This window comes from Salinicola aestuarinus (assembly GCF_003206645.1).
Classification (GTDB): Bacteria; Pseudomonadota; Gammaproteobacteria; order Pseudomonadales; family Halomonadaceae; genus Salinicola; species Salinicola aestuarinus.
Map to the genome: position 1 here is coordinate 665,458 of NZ_PZJP01000005.1, position 21,834 is coordinate 687,291.

The window sequence follows — 21,834 nt, forward strand, 5'->3', positions numbered from 1 at the left end:
CTGTTACCTCATTGGGTCGGTCAGTCTTTCGGCTTCACCAGCCTCGAGAAGGCAGGCGTACTGGTGATTTCCATCGCCTCTCAGCTCGGGGGCTTCACCCTTTCGGCAAGCCTCCCGAGCGAAGCAACAACGAGTATGAAAGGCACAGCCATCAGGCAGGTCGAGTGGGCTCGGTGGCTCACCCCGCAGCAGCGTGTCCGGTAATCGGCGCTCAGGGTCGATATCCGGTATGGCGCTGATCAGAGCGGCGGTGTAGGGGTGTCGGGGATGGGAAAACACGCTCTCCGTTGGCCCCTCTTCGACGATTCGGCCCAAGTACATGACCGCTACCCGGTCGCAGAGTCGCCGGACGATACTCAAATCATGGGCAATAAAAAGCAGCGTTAAATTGATCTTGCGTTGCAGCTCCAGCAGCAGGTTGACGATCTGCGCCTGGATCGAGACATCGAGTGCGGCAACACACTCATCCGCGACAATGAGGCGGGGCTCGATGGCGAGGGCGCGTGCGATCGCTGCGCGCTGGCACTGCCCCCCGCTGAGCTGCTTCGGATAGCGACTTTTATAGTCGCCACTCAGCCCGGTCAGGGTCAGCAACTCGTCGACTCTCGACGCTCGCTTCTCCGCGGAACATTTGCGGTGCACCTTGAGCACTTCGGCAATGGCCTCACCGAGGGTCTGGCGTGGATTGAGTGACGAGTAAGGGTCCTGAAAGATCATGGCCGTTTGCTGACGCAGGCGTGCTATATCGCTCTGCGTCGCGTTGTCGAGCTGCAGGCCATCAAAGGTGATCGATCCGGCGCAGGATGGCTCGAGCTTGAGCATGGCGCGGCCGAGTGTGCTTTTGCCGCTTCCCGACTCGCCGACCAGACCCACGACGGAGCCGGGCTCGACCTGCAGTGATACGGCATTGACCGCATGCAATTTCTGCTTCAGAAACAGCCCTTTGAGCCCGGGACCGGTCACCGGAAAGCTCACACTGAGGCGCTCCACCTCCAATAGCGGATGACTACTCATGATCGAGCTCCCTGTGGATCAGTCGCTGGAGGGGGTAGTGACAGGCGACACGATGCCCGCTCTCTTGCGCGACATCGTGCACGACGGGCTGACGGGTCTGGCAACGCCGTTGGGCGTCGGGGCAACGGGGATGGAAACGACAGCCCGCTGGCATCTCCTCGGCGGTCGGTGGCGCACCCGCAATGGTGGTCAAAGGCCCTTGGGCGTTGACGTTGGCGTGTGGCTGACAAGCGATCAGCCCGCGGGTGTAGGGGTGAGCGGGATGCTTCAGCAGATCCGCGGTCGCTGCAATCTCACAGATTCGGCCTCCGTAGAGAACGGCGACCCGGTCGCAGGTTTGCGCCACCACCCCCAGATCGTGAGTGATCATGATGATGCTCAGACCATGCTCCCGCCGCAGCCCGTCGAGCAGTTTCAGAATCTGAGCTTGTACGGTCACATCCAGCGCCGTGGTCGGCTCATCGGCGATCAGAACTCGCGGTGAGCAGGCCAGCGCAATGGCAATCATGGCGCGCTGACGCATACCGCCGGAAAACTCATGAGCATGGCTGTCCAGTCGCTGTTCCGGCGAGGGGATTCCCACTTGCTCGAGTAGCGAGACAGAACGGGCTCTGATCTCCTTGCGAGACAGTCGCCCGCGTAGCCGCAGACTCTCCGCCATCTGCTGGCCGATGGTCATCAAGGGATTGATATGAGTCGACGGGTTCTGAAAGATCATGCCGACCCCGGCACCCCGAAGTTGTCTCATCTCCCGCGGGCTCAGTCGCAGTAGATCGCGACCGTCGAAATCCACACGGCCGCCGGTAATCTGCAACGCGCCCTCCGGCAGCAGTTGCAAGAGGGCACGGCAGGTCAATGTCTTGCCAGAGCCGCTCTCGCCGACAAGGCCCAGCATTTCACCCGGCGCCAAACTGAACGACACCTGATCGACCAGGTTGAGACCGGCCCTCGTGGTGATGGTTAGGCTATCCACAGTCAGCAGCGGACTCATTGCGTGCCTCCACGGTTTTCGCTCAAGCCATCAGCAATAAAGCTGAAACCCACGGCCAGCAGTACGATGGCGAGACCGGGGAAGGCGGTCAGCCACCAGGCGGTGGTGATAAAACCCTGACCTTCGGTGACCATCACCCCCCATTCGGCGACCGGTGGTTGAACGCCCAACCCGAGGTAGCTGATGGCGGCGCCATTCAGCAGTACCAGCACCACATCGGACATGGAAAACACCACGGCATCGGTCAACACATTCGGCAGCAGGTGCTTGCAGATAATTCGGCTGTGGCTGTACCCCAGGCTTCTTGCCGCCAGCACGAAATCGCTCTGTTTGAGTACCAGAACGCGCGCCCTGACCAGGCGTGCGTAGGAGACCCAGCCCACCAGTGCCATGGCGATAAAGAAGCTGCTGAGACCCGGACCCAGAATCGTGATGATTGCGAGCATCAACACCAGGAATGGAAAGGCCAGCACGATATCGATCAGCCGCATCACGATCGCGTCGCACCAGCCGCCGATATAGCCGCTGAAAGTGCCCAGCACCGTGCCGATGATGAACGGGAAGATCACACCCAGTAGACAGATCTGGAGATCGACCCGGGCGCTGTAGATGACGCGGGAGAGGATGTCCCTGCCGAAGTTATCGGTACCCATCGGATGGGCCCAACTCATGGGGGCAAGGCGGGTAGTGAGATCCTGATAGACAGGGTCGTAAGGCGAAATCCAGGGTGCCAGCAGTGCCACCAGGACCCACCCCAGCACGATCGCCAGACCAATTTTCAGGGTCGTGCGTTGAGACAGATCTCGGCTCAGCCTGCGCAGTGGAGCCGTCACGCGCTGTCCCATGGAGATCTGAGTCGAGGTGAGGGCCGTCATAGCTTGATCCTCGGGTCGATGAACACGGTGAGGATGTCCGCCAGCAGGTTCACCAGCACGGTAGAAAGAGCGAAGAAGAGCACCACGCCCTGCACCACCATGTAGTCCCGGCTGAAAATGGCTTTGATCAGCAACTGCCCAAGCCCGGGGATACCGAAAACGGATTCGATCACCACCGAGCCGCCGATCAGCCAGCTGACGTTAACGGCCAGCAGATTGATGATCGGTACGATGGCGTTGGGCATCACATGCCGCCAGAAGATATAGCGCTCTGACTGACCTCGGGCGAGTGCCGCGACGAAGTAGTCGGCACGCATCTCGCGGATCAGCGCTGACCTCAGGCTGCGGGTGAGCACGGCAGACAGCGATAGCGCTGCGGTGAGGCAGGGGATGAACAGGTGGTAAAGCTTCTCGCCAAGGCTATCGCCATAGCCGGAGACCGGAAACAGGCGCCAGGTGATGCTCAGCAGAATGATGAGCATGATGCCAAGCCAGAACGGGGGTAAGCCAAGGCCTGCCGTGGTGAGTAAGCGAATCACGTGGTCGGCGACCCCGCCACGACTTCTTGCTGCCCACGTTGCCAGAGGAAGCGCCAGTAGAACCGACAGCAGCACGCTACCCAAGATAAACATCGCCGTGGGTTCCAATCGCTCCAACAGCAAGGTCAGCGTGTCCGTCTTGTAGATGATCGAACGGCCCAGTTCGCCATCGAAGAGATGCTTGAGAAACAGTAGGTATTGCATCGGTAGCGGCTGATCCAGACCGTACTCGGCATGGATACGGGCCAGCGCTTCCGGCGTGCTCCGGGTGCCCAGCAGTACCCTGGCTGGGTCACCGGGAATGGCGCGGACAAGCACAAAGGAAATCGCACTGATACCGAACAGCACGGGTATCAGCTGAAGCGGTCGCAGTAGCAAGAATCGATATCGATGCATAACTGGCTGTCAGTCCTCGGTTAATGCGTCTGACGGCTGTGACGCTGCAGAAAATCAAGGAGTACCGGATAGTAGGCCTGTGGCTCTTCGTAGAAGGGCATATGGCTACTGTTGGGAAAGACCTGCAGCTCTGCGTGCGGCAACCCTTCCTTGATTCGTGCCGCGCAGGCCGGTGTCAGTTCGTCATGCTGTCCGGTCGTGATCAGCGCCGGCACCTTGACCGACTTGAGCGCTTCGACGCGGCACCAGTCCTTCAAGTTGCCGTTGTAGAGAAACTCATTAGGCCCCTGCATGGCTTCGTAAGGCGCCTTGTTCCAGTCGTTCAGCGAGCGTTCTACCGGCGCTGGCAAGTCATCCAACCGGCAGACATGGCGATAGTTGAGTAGCGTGAGCGCGGCCTGATAGGCGGGATGGTCTAGCTGGCCCAGTGCCTCGTGCCGGTTCATCATCGCGACGGTTTCGGGGCCAAGCGCCTCTCGCAGACGACCCAGCTCACGAGAGAGGTGGGGGATATCCGCGACGGTGTTCTCCAGGATCATTGTTTTCAGGTGTTCCGGGTAGGTGAGCGCGTATTCGATGGCCAACCAGCCGCCCCACGAGTGGCCAAGCATGTGGACTTTGTCCAGCTTGAGCGCCTCGCAAACCGATCGGACCTCTTCTACATAGCGTTCAATCGTCCAGAGATTATTGTCATCCGGGCGATCGGATGCCCCGGTTCCCAGCTGATCGAAAGCGATGATTCGGTAGCCAAATTCACTTAGGAAAGCGTGCGCTTCGCGAAGGTAGTCACAGGGTAAACCCGGCCCGCCATTCAGGCAGAGTATGACCTCTTCTCCCTTGCCGAACTCGTAGGCGAAGATCTTATAGCCGTCCACAGTAATCTCGTGGATGTCGTCTGCAGCGATTTCCCGATAGTTCATGCTGTCGATGCCTGTCTCGATTCGGTTATTGATGGCATCAACGTTACGAAAGAGAACAAGGGTATCGTAACTAGAAAAATTGATAGGTTTTGACAAGGACTAGAAAAGCGAAGAAATTCCGCACACTTTTAGTGCGTATATTCACTTTATTTTCCAACTTGGTGCAACAGATTTTCCGCCTCTTTTCGCCATACGTCATTGCCAGCGAGAATCGAGCTATCGTCGCTACAGGAGGAGGCGATGCCAGGTGAACCGATGGCACTCATCTTGCATCATTATGCGGTTAGTATTCCATTCTCATTGGGGAAAGCCATGCCGCCGGCCAGTGATCGACATGCCCTTGATGCCGAGTTATCGAAATTGCAGGTGGAGACGGCAGCGCTGGGGTTTGAAGCCTTTATCTATGACTATTCCCCTGTCCCTACCTCGATTGAAGGGGATTTGATAACACCGTCTTTTTTGCACATGGAGCGAGTTCCCCCGGACATGCAGGGGCTATGGTGCAATGATGGCTACTATCAGATCGATCCTGTTCAACAATTAGCGCTACAGTGTTGTGCTCCATTTGTATGGTCTTATCGCCATCCGGAACGCACTGCGCTAAAAGCGTTGGTGACGAAACGCGATCGGGTGGCGGAATACATGAACGATAATGATATTGCCTGTGGCCTGACAGTGCCGCTGCATCTTAGAGACGGTAGTTTTGCGACATTGACGGGAATGAAGCATGGGCAAACTCATGAAGCGAGGCTGGAGGAGACAATGGCTGAATTTAGCCTTTTAGCTCATCAGTTTCATGATCGTGCGTATTCATGTTTTGGCAGTGATGCTCGCAATAGCAGTCCAGTGTCCCTTAGTAGTCGAGAAAAAGAGTGTCTGGCATACGCTGCCGAGGGGCTGACGGCGAAGCAGATTGCACGTCAGCTCAACCGCTCCACGGCGACGGTCAATCTGCATCTCAATTCGGCCATTCATAAGCTTGGGGCTAGCAATCGTGTTCAGGCCGTGGTGCGTGCCATTCACTATCGCCTTATCGATTAAGTGGCGATGAACTAGCATTTTTGTTAGGTCACGTGCATCCAGGATTTGTTTAGTCTGGCGTCATTCTTCATGAGTCAGGAGAGAGTGAATGATGTCAGTCACTGAGGGGTGGGCCCCGTTCGGAGAGTACCAGACCTGGTACCGGATCACGGGAGACTTGAAAACATCGTCGCTGACGCCGGTGGTAGTGGTTCATGGTGGCCCTGGCTGCACGCACGACTATGTCGAGGCCTTCAAGGATCTGGCCGCCACCGGCCGACCGGTGATTCATTACGATCAAATCGGCAACGGTCTCTCGACTCACCTGCCAGAAAAACCAACGGCATTCTGGCAGGTGTCACTGTTTCTGGACGAAATGGACAACCTGCTGCAGTGGCTGGGCATCCAAAAAGACTATCTGCTAATCGGGCAGTCCTGGGGAGGCATGCTCTGCGCTGAACATGCGGTACGTCGGCCTGGCGGGTTAAAAGGGTTGGTCGTCGCCAACTCACCGGCTTCCATGTCACTCTGGCTTGATGCAGCCTGCCAGCTGCGTGCTCAGTTGCCGACCGATGTCCAGGCGACACTTCTCGCTCATGAGGAGGCGGGAACCCTCAGTTCCGCCGAGTACAAGGCGGCATCGGACGTTTTCTACAAGCGACACGTCTGTCGTCTGGCGCAATGGCCTGCCGAAGTCACGCGAACTTTCGATGCCATCGATAATGATCCCACCGTTTATCACGCCATGAACGGTCCAACGGAGTTTCATGTCATCGGCACGATGAAAAGTTGGAGCATTATCGATCGGCTGGGGAACATCTCCGTACCGACACTGCTGATCTCCGGGCGTTACGACGAAGCGACGCGTGAAACAGTGAAGCCTTACGCAGACCATATCGCCGATGTGGAATGGGAGGTATTTCAGGCATCCAGTCATATGCCTCACGTTGAGGAGCGCGAAGCCTGTATGGCCAGGGTGCAGCGCTTCTTTACGGGAAAGGGCCTTTAGGGGGTATGGGTGCGGTAGCGGTTTTCTCGATAGAGGCTTGTGCAGAGCGGTAACCACGGCGCTCTGGGACACACTGTCGGTCCTCACCGAGTCATGGACAGCACTCCGACCCATTGCAACGCTGATTCAGCGATGGACCCAGTCCAGATGCTGGAACGCGCCGCGAGCGTGGTCTTCGCAGAACAGCGCGTGATCGCGGCGGACGCGATCGGCAGCTTCGCTGGCGAATTCGACCATATCCTCAGCGAACAGCTTGGGCGGGCCGATGGCGTCGACGATGGCAGGCTCGATGTCGTAGTCGATCTTGCCGAGCTCGTCGGAGAGGGCATGCACGGTGGCAAGTACACGACCGCAGATACGGGCATACTCTCTCCACTCGCTTTTGGAGAGGTCGTCGAGATCGATGTCGTCGCGGAACGGCGCGCGTTCGCGAGACAGATAGCTCTGACCTTCGAATTCGACATGGCCGTAGAAGACGTCGCCACGAACCAGATGCACGGCCTGCGCATGACTCACCCGCTCGGCGAGCGTATCGACTTCATAGGCGGTAGGTGGGGCCAGGCCGGAGAGCGCGGAGCGCCGGGCCTGCTTGTATTCGATGATCAGGTCGTCGGTGCCATCGCCCTCGGGCCCTTCGATCAGTACGTAGTAGCGGTTGAGCCCGAGCGAGGCGGTGCCCTGGCCCAGACGGATGGCGACGTCCTTGACGCGCATGCCGGGTTGTCCGCGCTGGGCTTTCTTTCCGCTCTGGGCCTTCTTTTTACCCGGCGCTGACTTTTTACCCATGGTGGCCGCGTCCGCACCAAGCGCCCGGTGCGGCACCTCGATGGCGTTCTCGGCGACCAGCTGGTCGGTGAGTCGCTGAAACTCGTCCCGGCGAGAGGAGATCGGCACCAATTTCTTCGTCGGCCGGAAACCGCTGCGGGTCTCGTCGAGGTAGTCATCCATCAGCCACTCGTCGCGAGCCTCGTCGGCGTCCTCGAACAGCTTGCGAATCAGCTTTGGCGCGTTGTCATGGCGCATCTCCTCATCGCGCTCGGTGCCCTCCCGCGATAGTCGCTGCATCTCGTTGATATACCCTTTCACGAAATGGCGCACGATCTTGGCCTGATGCTTTCGCTCGAGCTTGCCTTCCGTCTCGGCGGCGATCATGAAGCCGGTGGCCCCGCGTTTGAGATCCCAGGTAAAGGGAGCGTAGTAGGCCTCGTCGAAGTCGTTGACGGAGAAAATCGGCACGTTGTCGGCGTTGGGCATGACGCCGAAGTTCTCGGGGTGGACATCCCCGAGCGCGAGCACGGTCGGCATCCAGGCGTCGTCGCCGGCCATATCGCGGTAGAACAGCAGCGCCGTGCCGCGGAAGAAAGAGAACATTGAACCGGCGAGCTTATCGAACTTGTCGCCGGCCTCTTCGCAGCCCTCGGCGATACGGGTCTGGTGATCCTCGCGCAGGGTCTGGCGCAGATGTCGGCGTCTCTCGTGCCCGGATAGCGCCCGGGGTCGCAGCACGAACTCGCCGCTGGCCACGGCTTCGGCGAGGCGCTTGAAGGTCGCATAACGAGAGGCGATCTCTGGCGCCGGGGGCTCTGGCGTAGCGGTTTCCGACGTATGACGCGCCAGGGCGGCGGCGAGCTCGGCCTTGCTCATGGAAGCGCGGCCGGGAATCTCGCGCTGCTGTGCCTCGGCGTAGAGTGTCCTGCGGGTCGGTTCGGAGGATGTCGTCATGGCGCTCGCGTGCCTCTCTCGTCTGCGGTCAGTGTCTTGTTGCCGTTAGCCTCAAGATGGCTCAAAAGCGCGCGATGTGCTCATGACGCGGAGCCCCGGAGAAGAAAAGGCGAGGGCTTGACGAAAAACACCCCGAGGAACAGACCCCGGGGTGTCGTCGTCTCACGCCCAGCGAAGGACGATCAGTCTTGCGGTGCGATCAGTTGGACGTCGTCGTGCTCTCGTCGTCCGTCTCCCTCGCATCGGCTTCAGCCGAACCGTCGTCGTCAGCGGCCGAAGTCGCTTCCTGGCTGCCGGTATCGACGTCCGACGCCGCACTGTCATCGGCGTCGATGGAGACGTCGTTACCCGCAGCATTGTCGCCGGTCGTGGCGCTGGCGGGCTCGTTGCCGGCATCGTCGCGGGTGACGCGCCAGACGGCGTTGGTCAGGTCGTCGGCGATAATGACCGAGCCATCCGGGGCGACGGTCACGCCGACAGGTCGGCCGCGGGTGCGGCCGTCGTCCGTCAAGAACCCTGACACGAAGTCGACCGGGTCACCCGCTGGTTCGCCGTTGTCGAAGGGGATGAAGACAACCTTGTAGCCCACCGGGTCGGCACGGTTCCAGCTACCGTGCTCACTGACGAAGACACCGTCCGAGAAGTCGCCGCCGACGGTGTCATTCGAGAACGCGATACCCAACGGCGCCATATGGGAGCCGAGGCTGTAGTCCGGGGAAATAGCCGACTCCACTTTTTCCGGATTCTCCGGTTTGACGCGCGGGTCGACGTGCTGGCCCCAGTAGCTATAGGGCCAGCCGTAGAAACCGCCGTCCTGAATCGAGGTCAGGTAGTCCGGCACCAGGTGCGGGCCGAGCTCGTCACGCTCGTTGGCGACGGCCCAGAGTTCGTCGCTGTCCGGCTGGAAGGTGAGCGCCGTGGGGTTGCGAACGCCGGTGGCGTAGGCGCGGTGTGCGCCGGTGTCGGCGTCGATCTCCCAGATTTCGGCGCGATCGACTTCCGCGGCCATGCCGCGCTCGGTGATGTTGCTGTTGGAACCGATGCCGACATAGAGATATTCACCGTCGGGGCTGGCGGTGAGTGCCTTGGTCCAGTGGTGGTTGATCTCTGAAGGTAGCGGCGTCACGACCTCGGGGTCCCCATCGGCCTCCGTCTGGCCTTGCTGATAGTCGAAGCGGACCAGCGCATCCTGATTGGCGACGTAGAGCGCGTTGTCGACGAGCGCCAGGCCATAGGGCGCATTCAGCCCTTCGGCGAATACCGTCTGCTCCTCGTAGGTGCCATCGTCGTCGGCGTCACGCAGCAGTGTCAGCCGGTTGCCGCCGGATACCAAGGTCTTGCCCTTGGCCTTGATCACGCCGGCGATGAAGTCCTTGGGCTTGAGCTTGGGGGCATTGCCACCGCTGCCTTCGGCGACGAGGATATCGCCGTTGGGCAGCACCAGTGTCTGTCGCGGAATCTTCAGGTCGGTGGCGATGGCGCTGATGCTATAGCCTTCCGGCACGGTGGGAAGCCGGTCATCCCAGGGGGCGCGTTCGGGCACCCCCATGTTGGGCAGCAGGCCGCGCTGCGGCTCGGGAAGGTCCGGATTGGCACCGTACTGCATGTCACCGTCGGCGGCGCTGGCACCACTGGCCATCAGTACGAGCGTGAGCGGGGCGATGTGGCGAATGCGGGCGTACTTCATGAATGGCCTCCGGTCTTGCGACTGGTAAATCCGATCCAGATGGCGGCGAACGACAGGATGGCGACGACGATCGATAGCACGAAGCCGGTGGGCATCATGGCCCAGGCATCGCGAGCATGAATCAGGGCGTTGATGAAGCCGAGACCCCAGGTTGCCAGTAGCAGAAGAAAGTAGACGACTGAGAGTCCCCGGCTAGCCACCGGCCGAAAGATGCCGATCAGTGCGAAAATCATCGCCAGTCCGCAGAACACCAGCCCGCCGGCGAGGAGCCAGGAAGCGAAGGTCTGCCACTGGATGTGGTAGCTGGTGGAGTAGGCATAATCGCTCAGTGCAGCGCCCAGGAAGAGGGGGAAGGCACCGGCGAGTAGCATGCCGTGCAGCGGATTCGGCCCGCTTCGATGGGGGCGTTCGGCAATCGCGTTCACGAAGAACTCCTTAGGCTGATCCAATATCGGGGACAGGAAAAGCGCCGCTCGCGCCACTTCCCTTGACGGCATCGGTCTTTGTTTTCACCGCGAGACCGACTCCCTCGTCGCGCAGGCTAAGTCTAGTTCAGCTCTCGTGTTTTACCCGAATAAACGGGTTGACGTGCGCAGTCAGGTTTCGTGCCAGGCTGGCGCCAGACGCGAAACCGTCAAACGCATGACAGACCGGATTGACGTCACCCCGGGCTCGAGATCCGGGGCTTTGAACCCGGTAGGAAAGCAACGGCCTGGACTTTCAGTCCTTCACTCTTCGCGAAGGAGCCAATATTGGCGCATCGTAAACCTCATCTACCGACCAAGATCTGCCCGGTCTGTGAACGGTCCTTCGCCTGGCGCAAGAAGTGGGCACGAGATTGGGAGCATGTGGTCTACTGCTCCGAGCGGTGTCGGCGCCGGGGCAAAGCCTAAGGGAGGGGGATCTCTAAGGGAGGGGGATTGCTAGGAGAAGGAGATCGTTTGAGAGACGCGGCGTGGGTCATGTCGCGCGATTTCTATACTTGGGTTGAAGTCTCGGGCGTGCAGGACCTTTAAGCTTCTCCGCCGACGCAGGGGAAGCAATGACTCGCTGGTCAGGCCTTGCGCCGATGAGACATGACAAACAACCATCGGATCGATGACGATCCGTCAGGGCACAACGGAAGTCCCAAGGACACGATAACGGATGATGAAGAGAAACGGCGTTTTGCGGGGATGGCTGACGGTCACGCTCGTCACCCTGCTGATGACGCTCGCCAGTGCGGCGGCGCAGGCGCAGGTCAGAGAAGTCGACGAGGGCAGTTGGTACGTGACCGATGCCATCAACGAAGGCCTCGGTGCGGTGCCGGACGCGGTCAATCTGCGGACGCCCCGAGAGGCGATCCGCAGTTTTCTGGATCTGACTGATAGCGGTGATTATGCCGCCGCGGCGCATATCCTCAACCTCTCCGATCTTTCGCCAGCGGATCAGCGCGAACGCGGTGCGGAGCTTGCGCGGAAACTCTCTGAGGTGCTGCGACGCGGGGAGTGGCTGACCTCGAGGAGTCTTTCCGGACGACCCGACGGCGCGACCGAACAGATCACCAAGCAGAGCACCCAGACCAGCGACCCGCGACGCAACATCGAGCTGGCTTCGCTCAGTCTCGGTAACGATGCCTACGATATTCGCCTCGGCCGTTACCGCGTGGGAGAGGCGGACCCGGTCTGGCTGTTCATGTCGGACAGTATCGAACCCATCCCACGGCTCTATACCGAGTACGGACCGTCGGCTTTCGAGGATTTCATCCCTGATCGATTCAAGAGCACCTTCGGGATGCTTCGAATCTGGGAGTGGATCGCGCTGCCGATCGTCTTCCTTTTCATCGGTCTCGTAGGATGGGCCGTCTACAGCCTGGTGGGGTGGTTGGCGAAACTCCTGCCATCCGGCTCGCGCAGTGTCTTCGCCGGGCAGGTGCGTGTGCCGCTGGCGCTGATCGCGATGTCGCTGACGACCCAGACCCTGCTCGACTACGTCGTCTCGTTTTCGGCGGCAGCAACCACCACGCTGCGGGTGATACTGATGGGCGTGCTGGCCTGGGGGATCGGCACCATCGCACTGCGTGTGGTCGACGCCGTGATGCTGAAGATGATGCGCCGACTGATGGGACAGATCGACGACCTCAAACTCAAGGATGATCGCCGACTGCTCACATCGCTCTATGCGCTGCGGCGGGTCATCATTCTGATCACCGTGTCGGTCGTCTCGGTCTACGTTCTGGGTCAGGTACAGCTGTTCGAGACGCTCGGACTCTCGATCCTGGCATCGGCGAGTGTGCTGGCGGTGCTGGTCGGTGTCGCGGGTCAGGCCGTGCTCGGCAACATTCTCTCCTCGTTTCAGCTCTCGCTCGCCAAGCCCATCCGGATCGGCGATCTCGTGATGTTCGAAGGGCAGTGGTGCTATGTCGAGGGCATCTTCTACACCTTTATCCGACTTCGCGCCTGGAACGAACGCCGCATCGTCGTGCCGGTCACTTATTTCGCCTCCCAGCCGTTCGAGAATCTCTCCTCCAAGAACGTCAAGGAGTACCGCAGTCTGGAGCTGTCGCTGCACCTGAATGCCGACGTGGCCGTGATTCGGGAGCGCTTTTTCGCCTTCGCCAAGGAGGAGGAGAGCGTCATCGAGCATCACAAGCTGCTCTCCTACGTCACCGCGCAGAGCGGCACGTCGCAGACGATCACCTGCTATTTGATGACATCCGACCCGCTGTCGGGGTGGGCCGCTCAGATGAGCGTGCTGGAGAAGTTGATGGCCTTCGTGCGCGACAACCACCCGGACTGGTGGCCGCGTGACGTGATGGTGATCAGTCAGGAAGACATTACCCTGGGCGCCAATCAGCGCAATGCCAGTGGCACGAATGGCGCGCCAACCGCTGAAAAGGGCACGCAAAATCGCGAACACGGCGAACAAGCGTTTCGTCACGACAACGAGGATGGCGCAACGGGCAACGCTAACCAGAGTGGGTATGACAATGCCGAGGAGAGTGAGGACGAGCAGCCGCCCGGGCCCACCAGCGACGAAGATCGTCAGGATGACGAGGCGAGCGAGCCGCGCGGGGAATCAGGCGGTGCGCCGGACTGGGACGATACCGATGCCGATGAGAGCCACAAGATCGCCCCGTCGCGGCGATACGCTCACGAGACGGACGCGTATGACGCGGACGAGCATGGCGCGGATGAGCATGGCGCGGATGAGCATGGCGCGGATGAGCCAGGTTCCGACGGGCGAGACGCGGATGGGCGTAAAACCGACGAGACGCGACGCCGGGGCCGCCGCGGCGCTGAGGATGATAAAGCCTCTGACGAGGATGAGGAGGGTAGGCGTTAGCCGTCAGTCACGTCGCCGGCGATTCGGCAGTCGGTGCGGTGACAATGCGAACGTCCCGGTAGCCGGTGTCGGCGACACGCGTACACAGCGCGCTCCACTGGCAGTCCACGCAAGCAGTGCGGATCTCATTGGCGCGGAACCCGTCGCGAAGACGGGAAAGCGTGTCGGCGTCCAGCGTGAACGTGTCACCCACGGCAAGCGCTCGCCCGAGCAGCGCGGCGACTTCGTGGCGGGCCGCCGCATCGCGCTCGACCACGCTCGGTTGCCGGCAGTGGGCCGGCGCGCTGGCGGTGGGGGCGAGTAGCGGGGCGCAAATATCGTCCGGCCCCGCGACCAGTCGTATCGGCTCGCCGGCGATGATCCGCCGCGCCAGAGCGTCGTAGTTGGCAACGAACGCTTCGCTGTAACCCCGGCCGACGTAGGTGAGCACGCAGAGCAGATGATGCGCGCGTAGCGCCACGCTCATCGGCGGCCGCGCGCCTGGATCTGCGCCAGTAGCCGGAGCGTGACGGCGCCGAGCGCGGACTTGAGCAATGCTCCGACCAGAAACGGCACTGTCCCCACCGCGATCGCCGATTCGATCCCCACCAGTGGCGTTAGCCAGGCCGTCCCTATCAGCAGGCAGAGCAGGTTGGCAGCCAGCAGGCTGATGCCGGCGAACCAGGGACGATGGCCATCCCAGCCGCGTTCGGCGAGCCAGCCGCAGAGTGCCGCACAGAGCGGAAAGGCTAAGAGATAGCCAGCGCTGGGGCTCATGAAGGCGCTCCAGCCGCTGGCACCCCCGGCCAGTACCGGCAGCCCGACTGCCGCTTCGCCCAGCCAGGCCATGACCGTCAGTGCGCCCAGGCGCCAGCCGTAGAGCGCCCCGATGAGCGTCACCGCCAGCATCTGTAGCGTGACTGGTACCGGCACCATGGGAATCTGGGCATAGGACGAAAGCGTCAATGCCAGCGTGCCCGCGACGATAGCGCCGAGCTGCCAAGTGCGCGATCGAGACGTCAGGCCCTGGGCTTGGGGCGTCGCGAGGGAAGAGAGCATCACCATCGATCAGTTACCCTTTATTTCTGTAAAAGTTAACTGCGCGACTGTAGCGCGTTCGTCGACGGCGATTCAATCGCTCAAGGCAAGCCCCTTGTCCAGATTGACGATCTCCACGCTAGCCATGTGTGTCGCGTTACCCGATAGCTACCCGCGGCTGGCGGCGCGTGACGTGCGCTGGGGCCGATATCGCCTCGGCGGGTTCGATCAGCGACAGGCGCTCTGACCGTCGCTCCACAGCCAGTAGCCGCCGCCGAACAGTGCGCTAACCAATAGCCCTGGCCCCGTCGCTGCCCCCGCGATGGTGGCCAGGTTCCAGCCGCCGGCTGCCATGCCGGCCGTCTCGATGCCGTCGTGGGCGCACTCCTCGCTCAAGCCACCGTATTCGTGAAGCGCGTACTTCACGCCCTGTTTCAATCCGACCACGGCCAGTGCCGTGAGATAGGGGTCACCGATCCCGGAAAGCAGCGGATTCGCTTCGCTATAACCGTGATCGAGTGCGTAGGCCGTGGTGGCGGCGTCGAGCGCCGTTCCCGCTCCCGGCGGGCGAGTGGAGGCGCAGCCGGACAAGGTGGCAATTGCCAGTACGCTGAGTGCGAAGATTGACGTTTTGATGAGACTCTCCTGAAGTATCGACCGCGACGGCGGTGGGACGGTCCTGCGTTACGCATCATGCCGTCTTCGCAATCGATACGCCGGGGGGGTCGACCTAATGCTAAGGCTCATCGACCCATGGGAAAGATTCGAACGGCGGGGCAGCCAGACTCGCTGGTGCTCGCTTTCACTATCGACCTGCCGATTTCGGGCTTTAATTAAGTCTTTGACGATCGCCGATGCACTTTGCCTATCTCGGCCGAGGCGCGGGTTATCCTTCGCGCCTTCAACGATAGCCCGCAGCCTACAATTCTTGGAGAAAGCTGATGACTGACTCAACGATCGATGCCCCAATAACGGACACTCGCCAGAAGGTGGCGCTGGTTACCGGCGGCTCCCGCGGTATCGGCCGAGCCACCGCCGCCGCGCTGGCGGCAGACGGATTCGCGGTGGTGGTCAACTATGCCAGCAACGTGGCAGCGGCAGAGGAGACGGTGAAGACGATCGCCGCGAGCGGTGGGGTCGCCGAAGCGATCCAGGCCGATATCGCCGACACCGAGGCGGTGGCGCGGCTTTTCGCGCAGACGCTGGCGCGCTTCGGGCGACTCGATGTGGTCGTCAACAATGCCGGCATGATGCAGATGGCGGAGATGACGAGCGACAACGTCGAGGTGCTCGACCGGACACTGGCCACCAATCTGCGCGGTAGCTGGCTGGTCATGGCGAAAGCGGCGGAAACGCTCTCGTCGGGCGGGCGGATCATTGCTCTGACGTCCTCGGTGATCGGTAAGTCGTTCCCCGGCTACGGTGCCTATATCGCCAGCAAGGCCGGCGTCGAGGGGCTGGTTCGTGTCCTCGCCAATGAACTCCGCGGCCGTGAGATCACGGTCAATGCGGTGGCGCCGGGGCCGGTCGCGACCGAGCTTTTTTTCAATGGCAAGAGCGAGGAAACCGTGCAGAAGATCGCCGCGATGTCGCCGTTCGAGCGCGTGGGCCAACCCGACGAGATCGCCGGCGTGGTGACCTTTCTCGCAGGTCCCCAGGGTTCATGGATCAACGGCCAGATACTCCGTGCCAATGGCGGCATGGTTTAGAACAGGTTGAAGCCAGTCTCGGCAGCGCGGGTCTCTTCGCCCTGAAGGCCGCCGCGACGCAGCAAGGTGGACAGTCGGGGTTATCTTCGGCGTTTTTGGTCAGCGACGTGTGACAAACAGCGGTCGATGCTTTTTCATTAACCCGCTACCTTTCAGGTCACACAGCCGATGGGGCCGCTAACGGGCCCGACAGTCATCGGCACACGATCTAGCAATCGATTCAGGAGAGAGCATGAGCGATTACACGCCCCCCAAGGTCTGGGAGCCGAAAGAGAGCGGTGGAAAATTCGCCAAGACCAATCGGCCGGTAGCCGGCCCGACGCACGACAAGGCGCTGCCGGTCGGCGAGCATCCGTTTCAGGTCTACTCGCTCGCCACCCCCAATGGGGTCAAGGTCGGTGTCATGTTCGAGGAGCTAATGGCGCTGGGCAAGGAGGCCGAGTACGACGCCTGGCTGATCAACATCGGCGATGGCGATCAGTTCGGCAGTGGTTTCGTGGAGATCAATCCGAACTCCAAGATTCCGGCGATGGTGGATCACACCGGGGAGACGCCACTGCGCGTGTTCGAGTCCGGTTCGATTCTGATCCATCTCGCCGAGAAGTTTGGCGCCTTTCTGCCGAGCGACCCTGCCACGCGCGTAGAGACGATGAACTGGCTGTTCTGGCAGATGGGGAGCGCCCCCTACCTCGGTGGCGGTTTCGGGCACTTCTACGCTTATGCGCCGGTCAGTATCGAGTACGCCATCGATCGCTTCACCATGGAAACCAAGCGACAGCTCGATGTGCTCGACCGTCGTCTGGCAGAGACCGAGTATCTGGCCGGTGACGAGTACACCATCGCTGACATCGCGACCTGGTCGTGGTACGGCCAGCTGGTGCTCGGCCGGCTCTACGACGCCGCCGAATTCCTCCAGGTCGAGAGCTACACCCACGTGATGCGCTGGGCCAAACAGATCGACGCCCGTCCGGCGGTGCAGCGCGGGCGCATGGTCAATCGGACCTTCGGCGAGCCGGAGACGCAGCTTCATGAGCGCCATGACGCCAGCGACTTCGAGACGAAGACGCAGGACAAGATCGGCGGCTGAAAGTCGTCGATGACTCCTAGCCCGGCCTCGCGCCGGGCTTTTCGTTTCCGGGGACAAAACGGTGATAATGGGGCGATGGCGTAAACGACGCTGATTTCTCCAGTCGATCGATAAGGCATAGGCATGCAATCACTGCTTCGAGGCTATCTCGACGCCTCTCTCATTCTTCGCGTGACCCTTGCGCTGATACTCGGCGTTGCGGTCGGACTGATCGGCGGCGATAGCGTCGCGGCGTGGCTTTCCCCCTTCGGCGATCTGCTGTTGCGGTTGCTGCAGTTTCTGATCGTACCGATCGTGCTGTTCACGCTGATCGTCGGGATCAACCAGGCGGAACTGGGGCGTATGGGCCGCATCGGCGGCAAGGTATTTCTCTACTACGTCGCCACCTCGGCGGTTGCCATCGTGGTGGGGCTGATAGTGGCGACCTGGCTCGAGCCGGGCAGTGGGCTGTCGCCACCCGCCGATGCGACGTTCGATGTCCCCGACAACCCGGGGCTTGTCAGCGTGCTGCTGTCGATCGTGCCAGATAACATCGTCGCCGCCTTCGCCGCGCCCAATCTGCTGGGCATCATCTTCACCGCGTTCGTGTTTGGCATTGCGCTGCTGAAGCTGCGTCAGAGCGATGGGCCGTCATCGGCGGCGGCGGAGAGACTCTTCGGTGTGATCGACGGGCTTAACGCGGTGACCATGAAGGTGATGGCGGGGGTGCTGCAATATGTGCCGATCGGCGTGTTCGCGATCGTCGCCGGTACGGTCGCCGAGCAGGGCCTCGATACGATCCTGTCGCTCGGTACCATGGTGGTGGTGCTCTATGTCGCGCTGGCCGTGCATCTTTTCGTCTACTGCGTGCTGATGAAACTCTTTGGCGTGCAGCTCGGTGCCTTCTTTCGTGAAGCGCGAACGCCGATGGCGACCGCCTTCGCCACCCAGAGTAGCACCGGCACCTTGCCGCTGACGCTCAACGCCGCCCAACGCCTGGGGCTTTCCCGATCGCTCTACGCCTTTAGCCTGCCGCTCGGCGCCACCGTCAACATGGACGGCGCGGCGATCCGCATCGCCATCTCCGCCGTCTTCGCTGCCAACGTCGCCGGCATTCCGCTGGACCTCTCGAGCATGATCCAGATCGTGTTGATCGGTACGCTCACCTCGATCGGCACGGCAGGGGTCCCAGGTGCCGGCATCGTGATGATCGCGACGGTCTTCGCTCAGGTTGGCCTGCCCATCGAGATCGTGGCCATGCTTACCGCCATCGATGCGCTGGTGGGGATGGGCTGCACCGCGCTCAACGTCACCGGTGATCTCACCGGCACGGCGATTATCGCTCAGAGCGAGCGAGAGCCGGATGCCGCTCCTGCGCCTCGCGAAACCGACGCCGGCCGAATCTGAAAGGGAGAAAAGACGATGACGCTCGAGGCAAAGACCGACTGCCTGGTCATCGGCGGAGGGAGCATGGGGCTCGCCGCTGCGGACTGGCTGGCGGAAAACGCCAATGGTTCCGTGAACGTGCTCGACGCGCACAGCCCGCCCCACGACCAGGGCGCCCATCACGGCGAAACGCGCCTGATCCGGCTGGCCTACGGGGAAGGAGCGGGGTACGTCCCGCTGGCTGTGCGGGCGCTCGAGCGCTGGCGCGAGCTGGAGGCGGCGACTGGCGAGTCACTGTTCCTGCCTGTCGGCATCACCAATATCGGCCCCGCCACGGCACCCTTCGTGCGCCAGGTAGCGGCCAGTGCCGACACCCATGGGCTGTCGCTGGAGGTGCTCGACGGGGTGGCGGCCTCGCAGCGCTGGCCCGGCTGGCGGCTCGACGACACGATGAGTGTGGCGTTCGAACGCGAGGCGGGGGTGCTAAGGGTCGAGCGTATTCTGGCGCGCTGGCGCGAGCGGGTGGCGCAGAGCGCCAACGTCACGCTCACCGCTGATGCGCCGGTGGTCACGCTCGAGCCGCAACCCGGTGGCGGCTATGTCGCGCGCTGCGCCGACGGCCGCCGCTTCGGCGCCGACCGCGTGCTGCTCGCCGCCGGCCAGCACGTGGCGCCGTTGATGGCCGGACTGGGATTCGAGCTGCCGCTGACGCGGGTGCGCAAGACATTTGCCTGGTTCGAGGCGGATGCCCGCTACACCAGCACCGATTTCGCCGGTTTCAGCCTCACCGACGACGCGCTGGGCGTCTATTACGGCTTCCCCGATATCGACGGCGCCGGCTTCAAGATCGGCCGCCACGATGCCGGTCAGCCGCTGCAGCCAGGGGAGCCGATGCTTGGTTTCGGCGAGCATCCTGACGACAGTCCGGAGCTTCAGCAGGTGATCGACCGCTATCTGCCTGGCGTCGGCGTAATGAAGCATGGCGCGGTGTGTCAGTACATCCGCACGCCGGACGAGCACTTCCTGATCGACGAGCCGCTACCGGGGCTGATCGTCGCCGGCGGTTTCTCCGGCCATGGGTTCAAGTTCGCCAGTGCCCTGGGCGAGTCGCTGGGGCAATGGCTCGAATCGGAGCGGGCCTCGCCCGCGCTCGGGGCCTTCGGCCTCGCGCGCTTCGGCTAAAGACACGCTGTTCGTGTCGCCACTCCTGTCATCAGGTAACTGCGATGAGCGATGAATCCCCGACGATCAAAGCCAACGAGAAACGCCACCTCGAGCGCGCGATCTCCTTGGCCGAGGCCGCGCTGCAGGCGGGCGACGAGCCCTTCGGCAGCGTCCTGGTCGGCGCCGACGGTCGCGTGCTCGCCGAGGCGCGCAATCGCATCAACACCGGTGAGGCCACTCGACATCCCGAGTTCGCGCTCTCCCGCTGGGCCGCTGACAACCTCGAGCCGGCGGCCAGGGCGGTGGCCACGGTCTACACCTCGGGGGAGCACTGTCCGATGTGTGCCGCCGCCCACGGCTGGGCGGGGCTGGGGCGCATCGTCTACGCCAGCTCTGCTGCACAGCTCACACAATGGCTCGCCGAGTTCGGCGTCGATCCGGCGCCGGTGGCCATGCTCTCGATTCGTGACGTCCTGCCAAGTGCCGACGTCATCGGTCCGATCGAAGGTTACGATCAGCGAGTGTATGCGCTGCACCGGCGCTGTCACACCGGCTGATGCCAATACCTCCCGAGCACCTCGCCTCGTTGCTTTTATGGACGCTCGGGGACAATTCGGTCGGCAAGGCCATGCTCGCTGGCTGTGGCGAGTGCAGTTCATCTCGCTGGCGCAGGCACCGATCTGCGAGGGCTTCGCCACCGCCGCCACCCGAGAGGACGCCTACGATGCGAGGCGCGGGCGGCTCATGATGATCGAGCGGGCCGAGCCAGAGGAGGCGCCCGACTCGAATGACGCTGCCCGCGAGAGGGAGGGAAAGACTCTGGGCGTCTGATGTCGGGCGAGGGGATGTCGTCAAACTGTCATGGCCGTTGCGATAGCGTACTGGGGTTTTCAGGGAACGCTTTCCGCAAAAACAAGGCGATAAACAGCTTATGAAACTGACGACTCCACTGCTCGCGGGTTTGCTCGGTGCGGCTTTCGCACTGCCGGCCACGGCCGATTTCCAGCTCAGCGATCGTTATGCCGATCAGGACGGCGATCTGGTTGCCGACGTGCCCACCGACGCGTCCGAATGGCTCGACCCGAACACGCTGATCTTCTCCTATACGCCGGTGGAAGACCCGGCAGTCTATGCCGATGTGTGGTCGGAGTTTCTCGACCACATGGCCGAGGAGACCGGCAAGAAGGTGCAGTTTTTCCCGGTGCAGTCCAACGCCGCCCAGATCGAGGCGATGCGTGCCGGACGCCTGCACGTCGCGGGCTTCAACACCGGCTCCAACCCGCTGGCGGTGGCCTGCGCCGGCTTCCGGCCCTTTGCGATGATGGCGGCCGACGATGGCTCCTTCGGCTACGAGATGGAGATCATCACCTATCCGGGTTCGGGCATCGAGTCGGTCGAGGACCTAGAGGGCAAGGAACTTGCGTTCACCTCCGAGACCTCCAACTCCGGCTACAAGGCGCCGTCGGCGATTCTGAAGTCCGATTTCGATATGGAAGCGGGAACCGATTTCGAACCGGTCTTCTCCGGCGCCCACGACACCTCGATTCTCGGCGTCGCCAACCACGACTATCCGGCGGCTGCCATCGCCAACTCGGTCCTGACACGCATGATCGACCGCGACGTGATCGACGAAGATCAGGTCGAATCGATCTACCAATCGCAGACCTTCCCCACCACTGGCTACGGCACCGTCTACAACCTCAAGCCGGAACTTCAGGAGAAGATTCGCCAGGCGTTCTTCGACTTTGACTGGAGTGGTACGGGGCTCGAGGCAGAGTTCGCCAACTCCGGTGAGAGCCAGTTCATCGAGATCAATTTCAAGGACGACTGGGACGTCATCCGCAAGATCGATCAGGCCAACGGCGTCAGCTATAGCTGCAACTGATTGGTCCTTCGGTGCGGCGCTCGACCGTCACGGCCGAGCGTCGCATTCGCTGACAGAAGCGAGTGGTATGGCACGGCGGGCGGGGGCATGGGCGAGAGGATGCCGAAGGC

Annotated in this window: 22 protein-coding genes; 11 read left to right on the forward strand and 11 right to left on the reverse strand. The window is 61.9% G+C overall.

The window, feature by feature from the left end; translation table 11 throughout:
- Positions 1-3 precede the first annotated feature (3 nt).
- Genes DOM41_RS08345 through DOM41_RS08365 form a run of 5 tightly spaced genes read right to left on the reverse strand, consistent with a single transcriptional unit; the run spans position 4 to position 4,735 of the window.
- Positions 4-1,014, reverse strand: a complete 1,011-nt coding sequence (locus DOM41_RS08345; protein WP_110686360.1) for an ABC transporter ATP-binding protein — start codon at positions 1,012-1,014, stop codon at positions 4-6.
- Positions 1,007-2,005, reverse strand: a complete 999-nt coding sequence (locus tag DOM41_RS08350) for an ABC transporter ATP-binding protein (RefSeq protein ID WP_110686361.1) — start codon at positions 2,003-2,005, stop codon at positions 1,007-1,009. Before DOM41_RS08350 ends, DOM41_RS08345 begins: the two co-directional genes overlap by 8 nt.
- On the reverse strand, positions 2,002-2,880 hold the full coding sequence (locus DOM41_RS08355) for an ABC transporter permease (RefSeq protein WP_223160950.1): 879 nt from the start codon (positions 2,878-2,880) through the stop codon (positions 2,002-2,004). Before DOM41_RS08355 ends, DOM41_RS08350 begins: the two co-directional genes overlap by 4 nt.
- Entirely contained in the window at positions 2,877-3,797 is a 921-nt protein-coding gene (locus DOM41_RS08360) for an ABC transporter permease (protein WP_223160951.1), read from the reverse strand. The genes DOM41_RS08355 and DOM41_RS08360 overlap by 4 nt, the downstream gene beginning before the upstream one ends.
- A gap of 38 nt (positions 3,798-3,835) precedes the next feature.
- A complete protein-coding gene (locus DOM41_RS08365; RefSeq protein WP_110686363.1) occupies positions 3,836-4,735 on the reverse strand; it encodes a proline iminopeptidase-family hydrolase in 900 nt (299 codons plus the stop codon).
- A gap of 240 nt (positions 4,736-4,975) precedes the next feature.
- Between DOM41_RS08365 and DOM41_RS08370 the strand changes: the two genes are divergently transcribed.
- Both DOM41_RS08370 and DOM41_RS08375 read left to right on the forward strand, forming a co-directional pair.
- The gene (locus tag DOM41_RS08370) at positions 4,976-5,776 is read left to right on the forward strand and encodes a LuxR family transcriptional regulator (RefSeq protein WP_223160952.1); all 801 of its coding nucleotides are present in this window, start codon (positions 4,976-4,978) and stop codon (positions 5,774-5,776) included.
- An 88-nt stretch (positions 5,777-5,864) separates the two neighbouring features.
- Entirely contained in the window at positions 5,865-6,764 is a 900-nt protein-coding gene (locus DOM41_RS08375; RefSeq protein WP_110686364.1) for a proline iminopeptidase-family hydrolase, read from the forward strand.
- 126 nt (positions 6,765-6,890) lie between these two features.
- Here the strand turns inward: DOM41_RS08375 and DOM41_RS08380 are convergent, their stop codons facing one another.
- The 3 genes from DOM41_RS08380 to DOM41_RS08390 form a co-directional block, all read right to left on the reverse strand.
- Positions 6,891-8,486 (reverse strand): DUF2252 domain-containing protein, encoded by a 1,596-nt coding sequence (locus tag DOM41_RS08380; protein ID WP_110686365.1) that lies wholly within the window; start codon positions 8,484-8,486, stop codon positions 6,891-6,893.
- A gap of 199 nt (positions 8,487-8,685) precedes the next feature.
- The gene (locus tag DOM41_RS08385; RefSeq protein ID WP_110686366.1) at positions 8,686-10,173 is read right to left on the reverse strand and encodes a PQQ-dependent sugar dehydrogenase; all 1,488 of its coding nucleotides are present in this window, start codon (positions 10,171-10,173) and stop codon (positions 8,686-8,688) included.
- Positions 10,170-10,598 (reverse strand): DUF2231 domain-containing protein, encoded by a 429-nt coding sequence (locus DOM41_RS08390; protein WP_110686367.1) that lies wholly within the window; start codon positions 10,596-10,598, stop codon positions 10,170-10,172. The genes DOM41_RS08385 and DOM41_RS08390 overlap by 4 nt, the downstream gene beginning before the upstream one ends.
- 327 nt (positions 10,599-10,925) lie before the next feature.
- Between DOM41_RS08390 and DOM41_RS08395 the strand changes: the two genes are divergently transcribed.
- Together DOM41_RS08395 and DOM41_RS08400 are read left to right on the forward strand one after the other, a co-directional pair.
- A complete protein-coding gene (locus DOM41_RS08395; RefSeq protein WP_110686368.1) occupies positions 10,926-11,066 on the forward strand; it encodes a DUF2256 domain-containing protein in 141 nt (46 codons plus the stop codon).
- Positions 11,067-11,322: 256 nt separating this feature from the next.
- On the forward strand, positions 11,323-13,497 hold the full coding sequence (locus tag DOM41_RS08400; protein WP_110686662.1) for a mechanosensitive ion channel domain-containing protein: 2,175 nt from the start codon (positions 11,323-11,325) through the stop codon (positions 13,495-13,497).
- 7 nt (positions 13,498-13,504) lie between these two features.
- Here the strand turns inward: DOM41_RS08400 and DOM41_RS08405 are convergent, their stop codons facing one another.
- From DOM41_RS08405 to DOM41_RS08415, 3 genes are all read right to left on the reverse strand, one after another.
- Positions 13,505-13,963: a DUF1284 domain-containing protein gene (locus DOM41_RS08405; protein WP_110686369.1), complete on the reverse strand. Its 459-nt coding sequence runs from the start codon at positions 13,961-13,963 to the stop codon at positions 13,505-13,507.
- Positions 13,960-14,535, reverse strand: a complete 576-nt coding sequence (locus DOM41_RS08410; RefSeq protein WP_223160953.1) for a biotin transporter BioY — start codon at positions 14,533-14,535, stop codon at positions 13,960-13,962. The genes DOM41_RS08405 and DOM41_RS08410 overlap by 4 nt, the downstream gene beginning before the upstream one ends.
- Positions 14,536-14,742: 207 nt before the next feature.
- Positions 14,743-15,105: a hypothetical protein gene (locus DOM41_RS08415; RefSeq protein WP_110686371.1), complete on the reverse strand. Its 363-nt coding sequence runs from the start codon at positions 15,103-15,105 to the stop codon at positions 14,743-14,745.
- 350 nt (positions 15,106-15,455) lie between these two features.
- Here DOM41_RS08415 and DOM41_RS08420 point away from each other — a divergent pair, with 350 nt between their 5' ends.
- From DOM41_RS08420 to phnD, 7 genes are all read left to right on the forward strand, one after another.
- A complete protein-coding gene (locus DOM41_RS08420) occupies positions 15,456-16,223 on the forward strand; it encodes an SDR family oxidoreductase (protein ID WP_110686372.1) in 768 nt (255 codons plus the stop codon).
- A gap of 232 nt (positions 16,224-16,455) precedes the next feature.
- Positions 16,456-17,310 (forward strand): glutathione-dependent disulfide-bond oxidoreductase, encoded by an 855-nt coding sequence (yghU, locus tag DOM41_RS08425; protein ID WP_110686373.1) that lies wholly within the window; start codon positions 16,456-16,458, stop codon positions 17,308-17,310.
- A gap of 123 nt (positions 17,311-17,433) precedes the next feature.
- Positions 17,434-18,696: a dicarboxylate/amino acid:cation symporter gene (locus DOM41_RS08430; RefSeq protein WP_110686374.1), complete on the forward strand. Its 1,263-nt coding sequence runs from the start codon at positions 17,434-17,436 to the stop codon at positions 18,694-18,696.
- Positions 18,697-18,711: 15 nt separating this feature from the next.
- Positions 18,712-19,857, forward strand: coding sequence for an N-methyl-L-tryptophan oxidase (gene solA / locus DOM41_RS08435; RefSeq protein ID WP_110686375.1), 1,146 nt, complete (start codon positions 18,712-18,714; stop codon positions 19,855-19,857).
- A gap of 44 nt (positions 19,858-19,901) precedes the next feature.
- The gene (locus DOM41_RS08440; protein WP_110686376.1) at positions 19,902-20,396 is read left to right on the forward strand and encodes a nucleoside deaminase; all 495 of its coding nucleotides are present in this window, start codon (positions 19,902-19,904) and stop codon (positions 20,394-20,396) included.
- Positions 20,397-20,487: 91 nt separating this feature from the next.
- Positions 20,488-20,670 (forward strand): hypothetical protein, encoded by a 183-nt coding sequence (locus DOM41_RS08445; protein ID WP_157956890.1) that lies wholly within the window; start codon positions 20,488-20,490, stop codon positions 20,668-20,670.
- A 100-nt stretch (positions 20,671-20,770) separates the two neighbouring features.
- On the forward strand, positions 20,771-21,724 hold the full coding sequence (gene phnD / locus DOM41_RS08450) for a phosphate/phosphite/phosphonate ABC transporter substrate-binding protein (RefSeq protein WP_110686378.1): 954 nt from the start codon (positions 20,771-20,773) through the stop codon (positions 21,722-21,724).
- Positions 21,725-21,834: the final 110 nt, after the last annotated feature.

Excerpts from the sequence above, each read along its gene's own strand:
- DOM41_RS08345 (WP_110686360.1), bottom strand. The coding sequence starts at position 1,014 with ATGAGTAGTCATCCGCTATTGGAGGTGGAGCGCCTCAGTGTGAGCTTT.
- DOM41_RS08350 (WP_110686361.1), bottom strand. The coding sequence starts at position 2,005 with ATGAGTCCGCTGCTGACTGTGGATAGCCTAACCATCACCACGAGGGCC.
- DOM41_RS08355 (WP_223160950.1), bottom strand. The coding sequence starts at position 2,880 with ATGACGGCCCTCACCTCGACTCAGATCTCCATGGGACAGCGCGTGACG.
- DOM41_RS08365 (WP_110686363.1), bottom strand. The coding sequence starts at position 4,735 with ATGAACTATCGGGAAATCGCTGCAGACGACATCCACGAGATTACTGTG.
- DOM41_RS08370 (WP_223160952.1), top strand. The coding sequence starts at position 4,976 with ATGCCAGGTGAACCGATGGCACTCATCTTGCATCATTATGCGGTTAGT.
- DOM41_RS08375 (WP_110686364.1), top strand. The coding sequence starts at position 5,865 with ATGATGTCAGTCACTGAGGGGTGGGCCCCGTTCGGAGAGTACCAGACC.
- DOM41_RS08380 (WP_110686365.1), bottom strand. The coding sequence starts at position 8,486 with ATGACGACATCCTCCGAACCGACCCGCAGGACACTCTACGCCGAGGCA.
- DOM41_RS08385 (WP_110686366.1), bottom strand. The coding sequence starts at position 10,173 with ATGAAGTACGCCCGCATTCGCCACATCGCCCCGCTCACGCTCGTACTG.
- DOM41_RS08400 (WP_110686662.1), top strand. The coding sequence starts at position 11,323 with ATGAAGAGAAACGGCGTTTTGCGGGGATGGCTGACGGTCACGCTCGTC.
- DOM41_RS08405 (WP_110686369.1), bottom strand. The coding sequence starts at position 13,963 with ATGAGCGTGGCGCTACGCGCGCATCATCTGCTCTGCGTGCTCACCTAC.
- DOM41_RS08410 (WP_223160953.1), bottom strand. The coding sequence starts at position 14,535 with ATGCTCTCTTCCCTCGCGACGCCCCAAGCCCAGGGCCTGACGTCTCGA.
- DOM41_RS08420 (WP_110686372.1), top strand. The coding sequence starts at position 15,456 with ATGACTGACTCAACGATCGATGCCCCAATAACGGACACTCGCCAGAAG.
- yghU (WP_110686373.1), top strand. The coding sequence starts at position 16,456 with ATGAGCGATTACACGCCCCCCAAGGTCTGGGAGCCGAAAGAGAGCGGT.
- DOM41_RS08430 (WP_110686374.1), top strand. The coding sequence starts at position 17,434 with ATGCAATCACTGCTTCGAGGCTATCTCGACGCCTCTCTCATTCTTCGC.
- solA (WP_110686375.1), top strand. The coding sequence starts at position 18,712 with ATGACGCTCGAGGCAAAGACCGACTGCCTGGTCATCGGCGGAGGGAGC.
- DOM41_RS08440 (WP_110686376.1), top strand. The coding sequence starts at position 19,902 with ATGAGCGATGAATCCCCGACGATCAAAGCCAACGAGAAACGCCACCTC.
- phnD (WP_110686378.1), top strand. The coding sequence starts at position 20,771 with ATGAAACTGACGACTCCACTGCTCGCGGGTTTGCTCGGTGCGGCTTTC.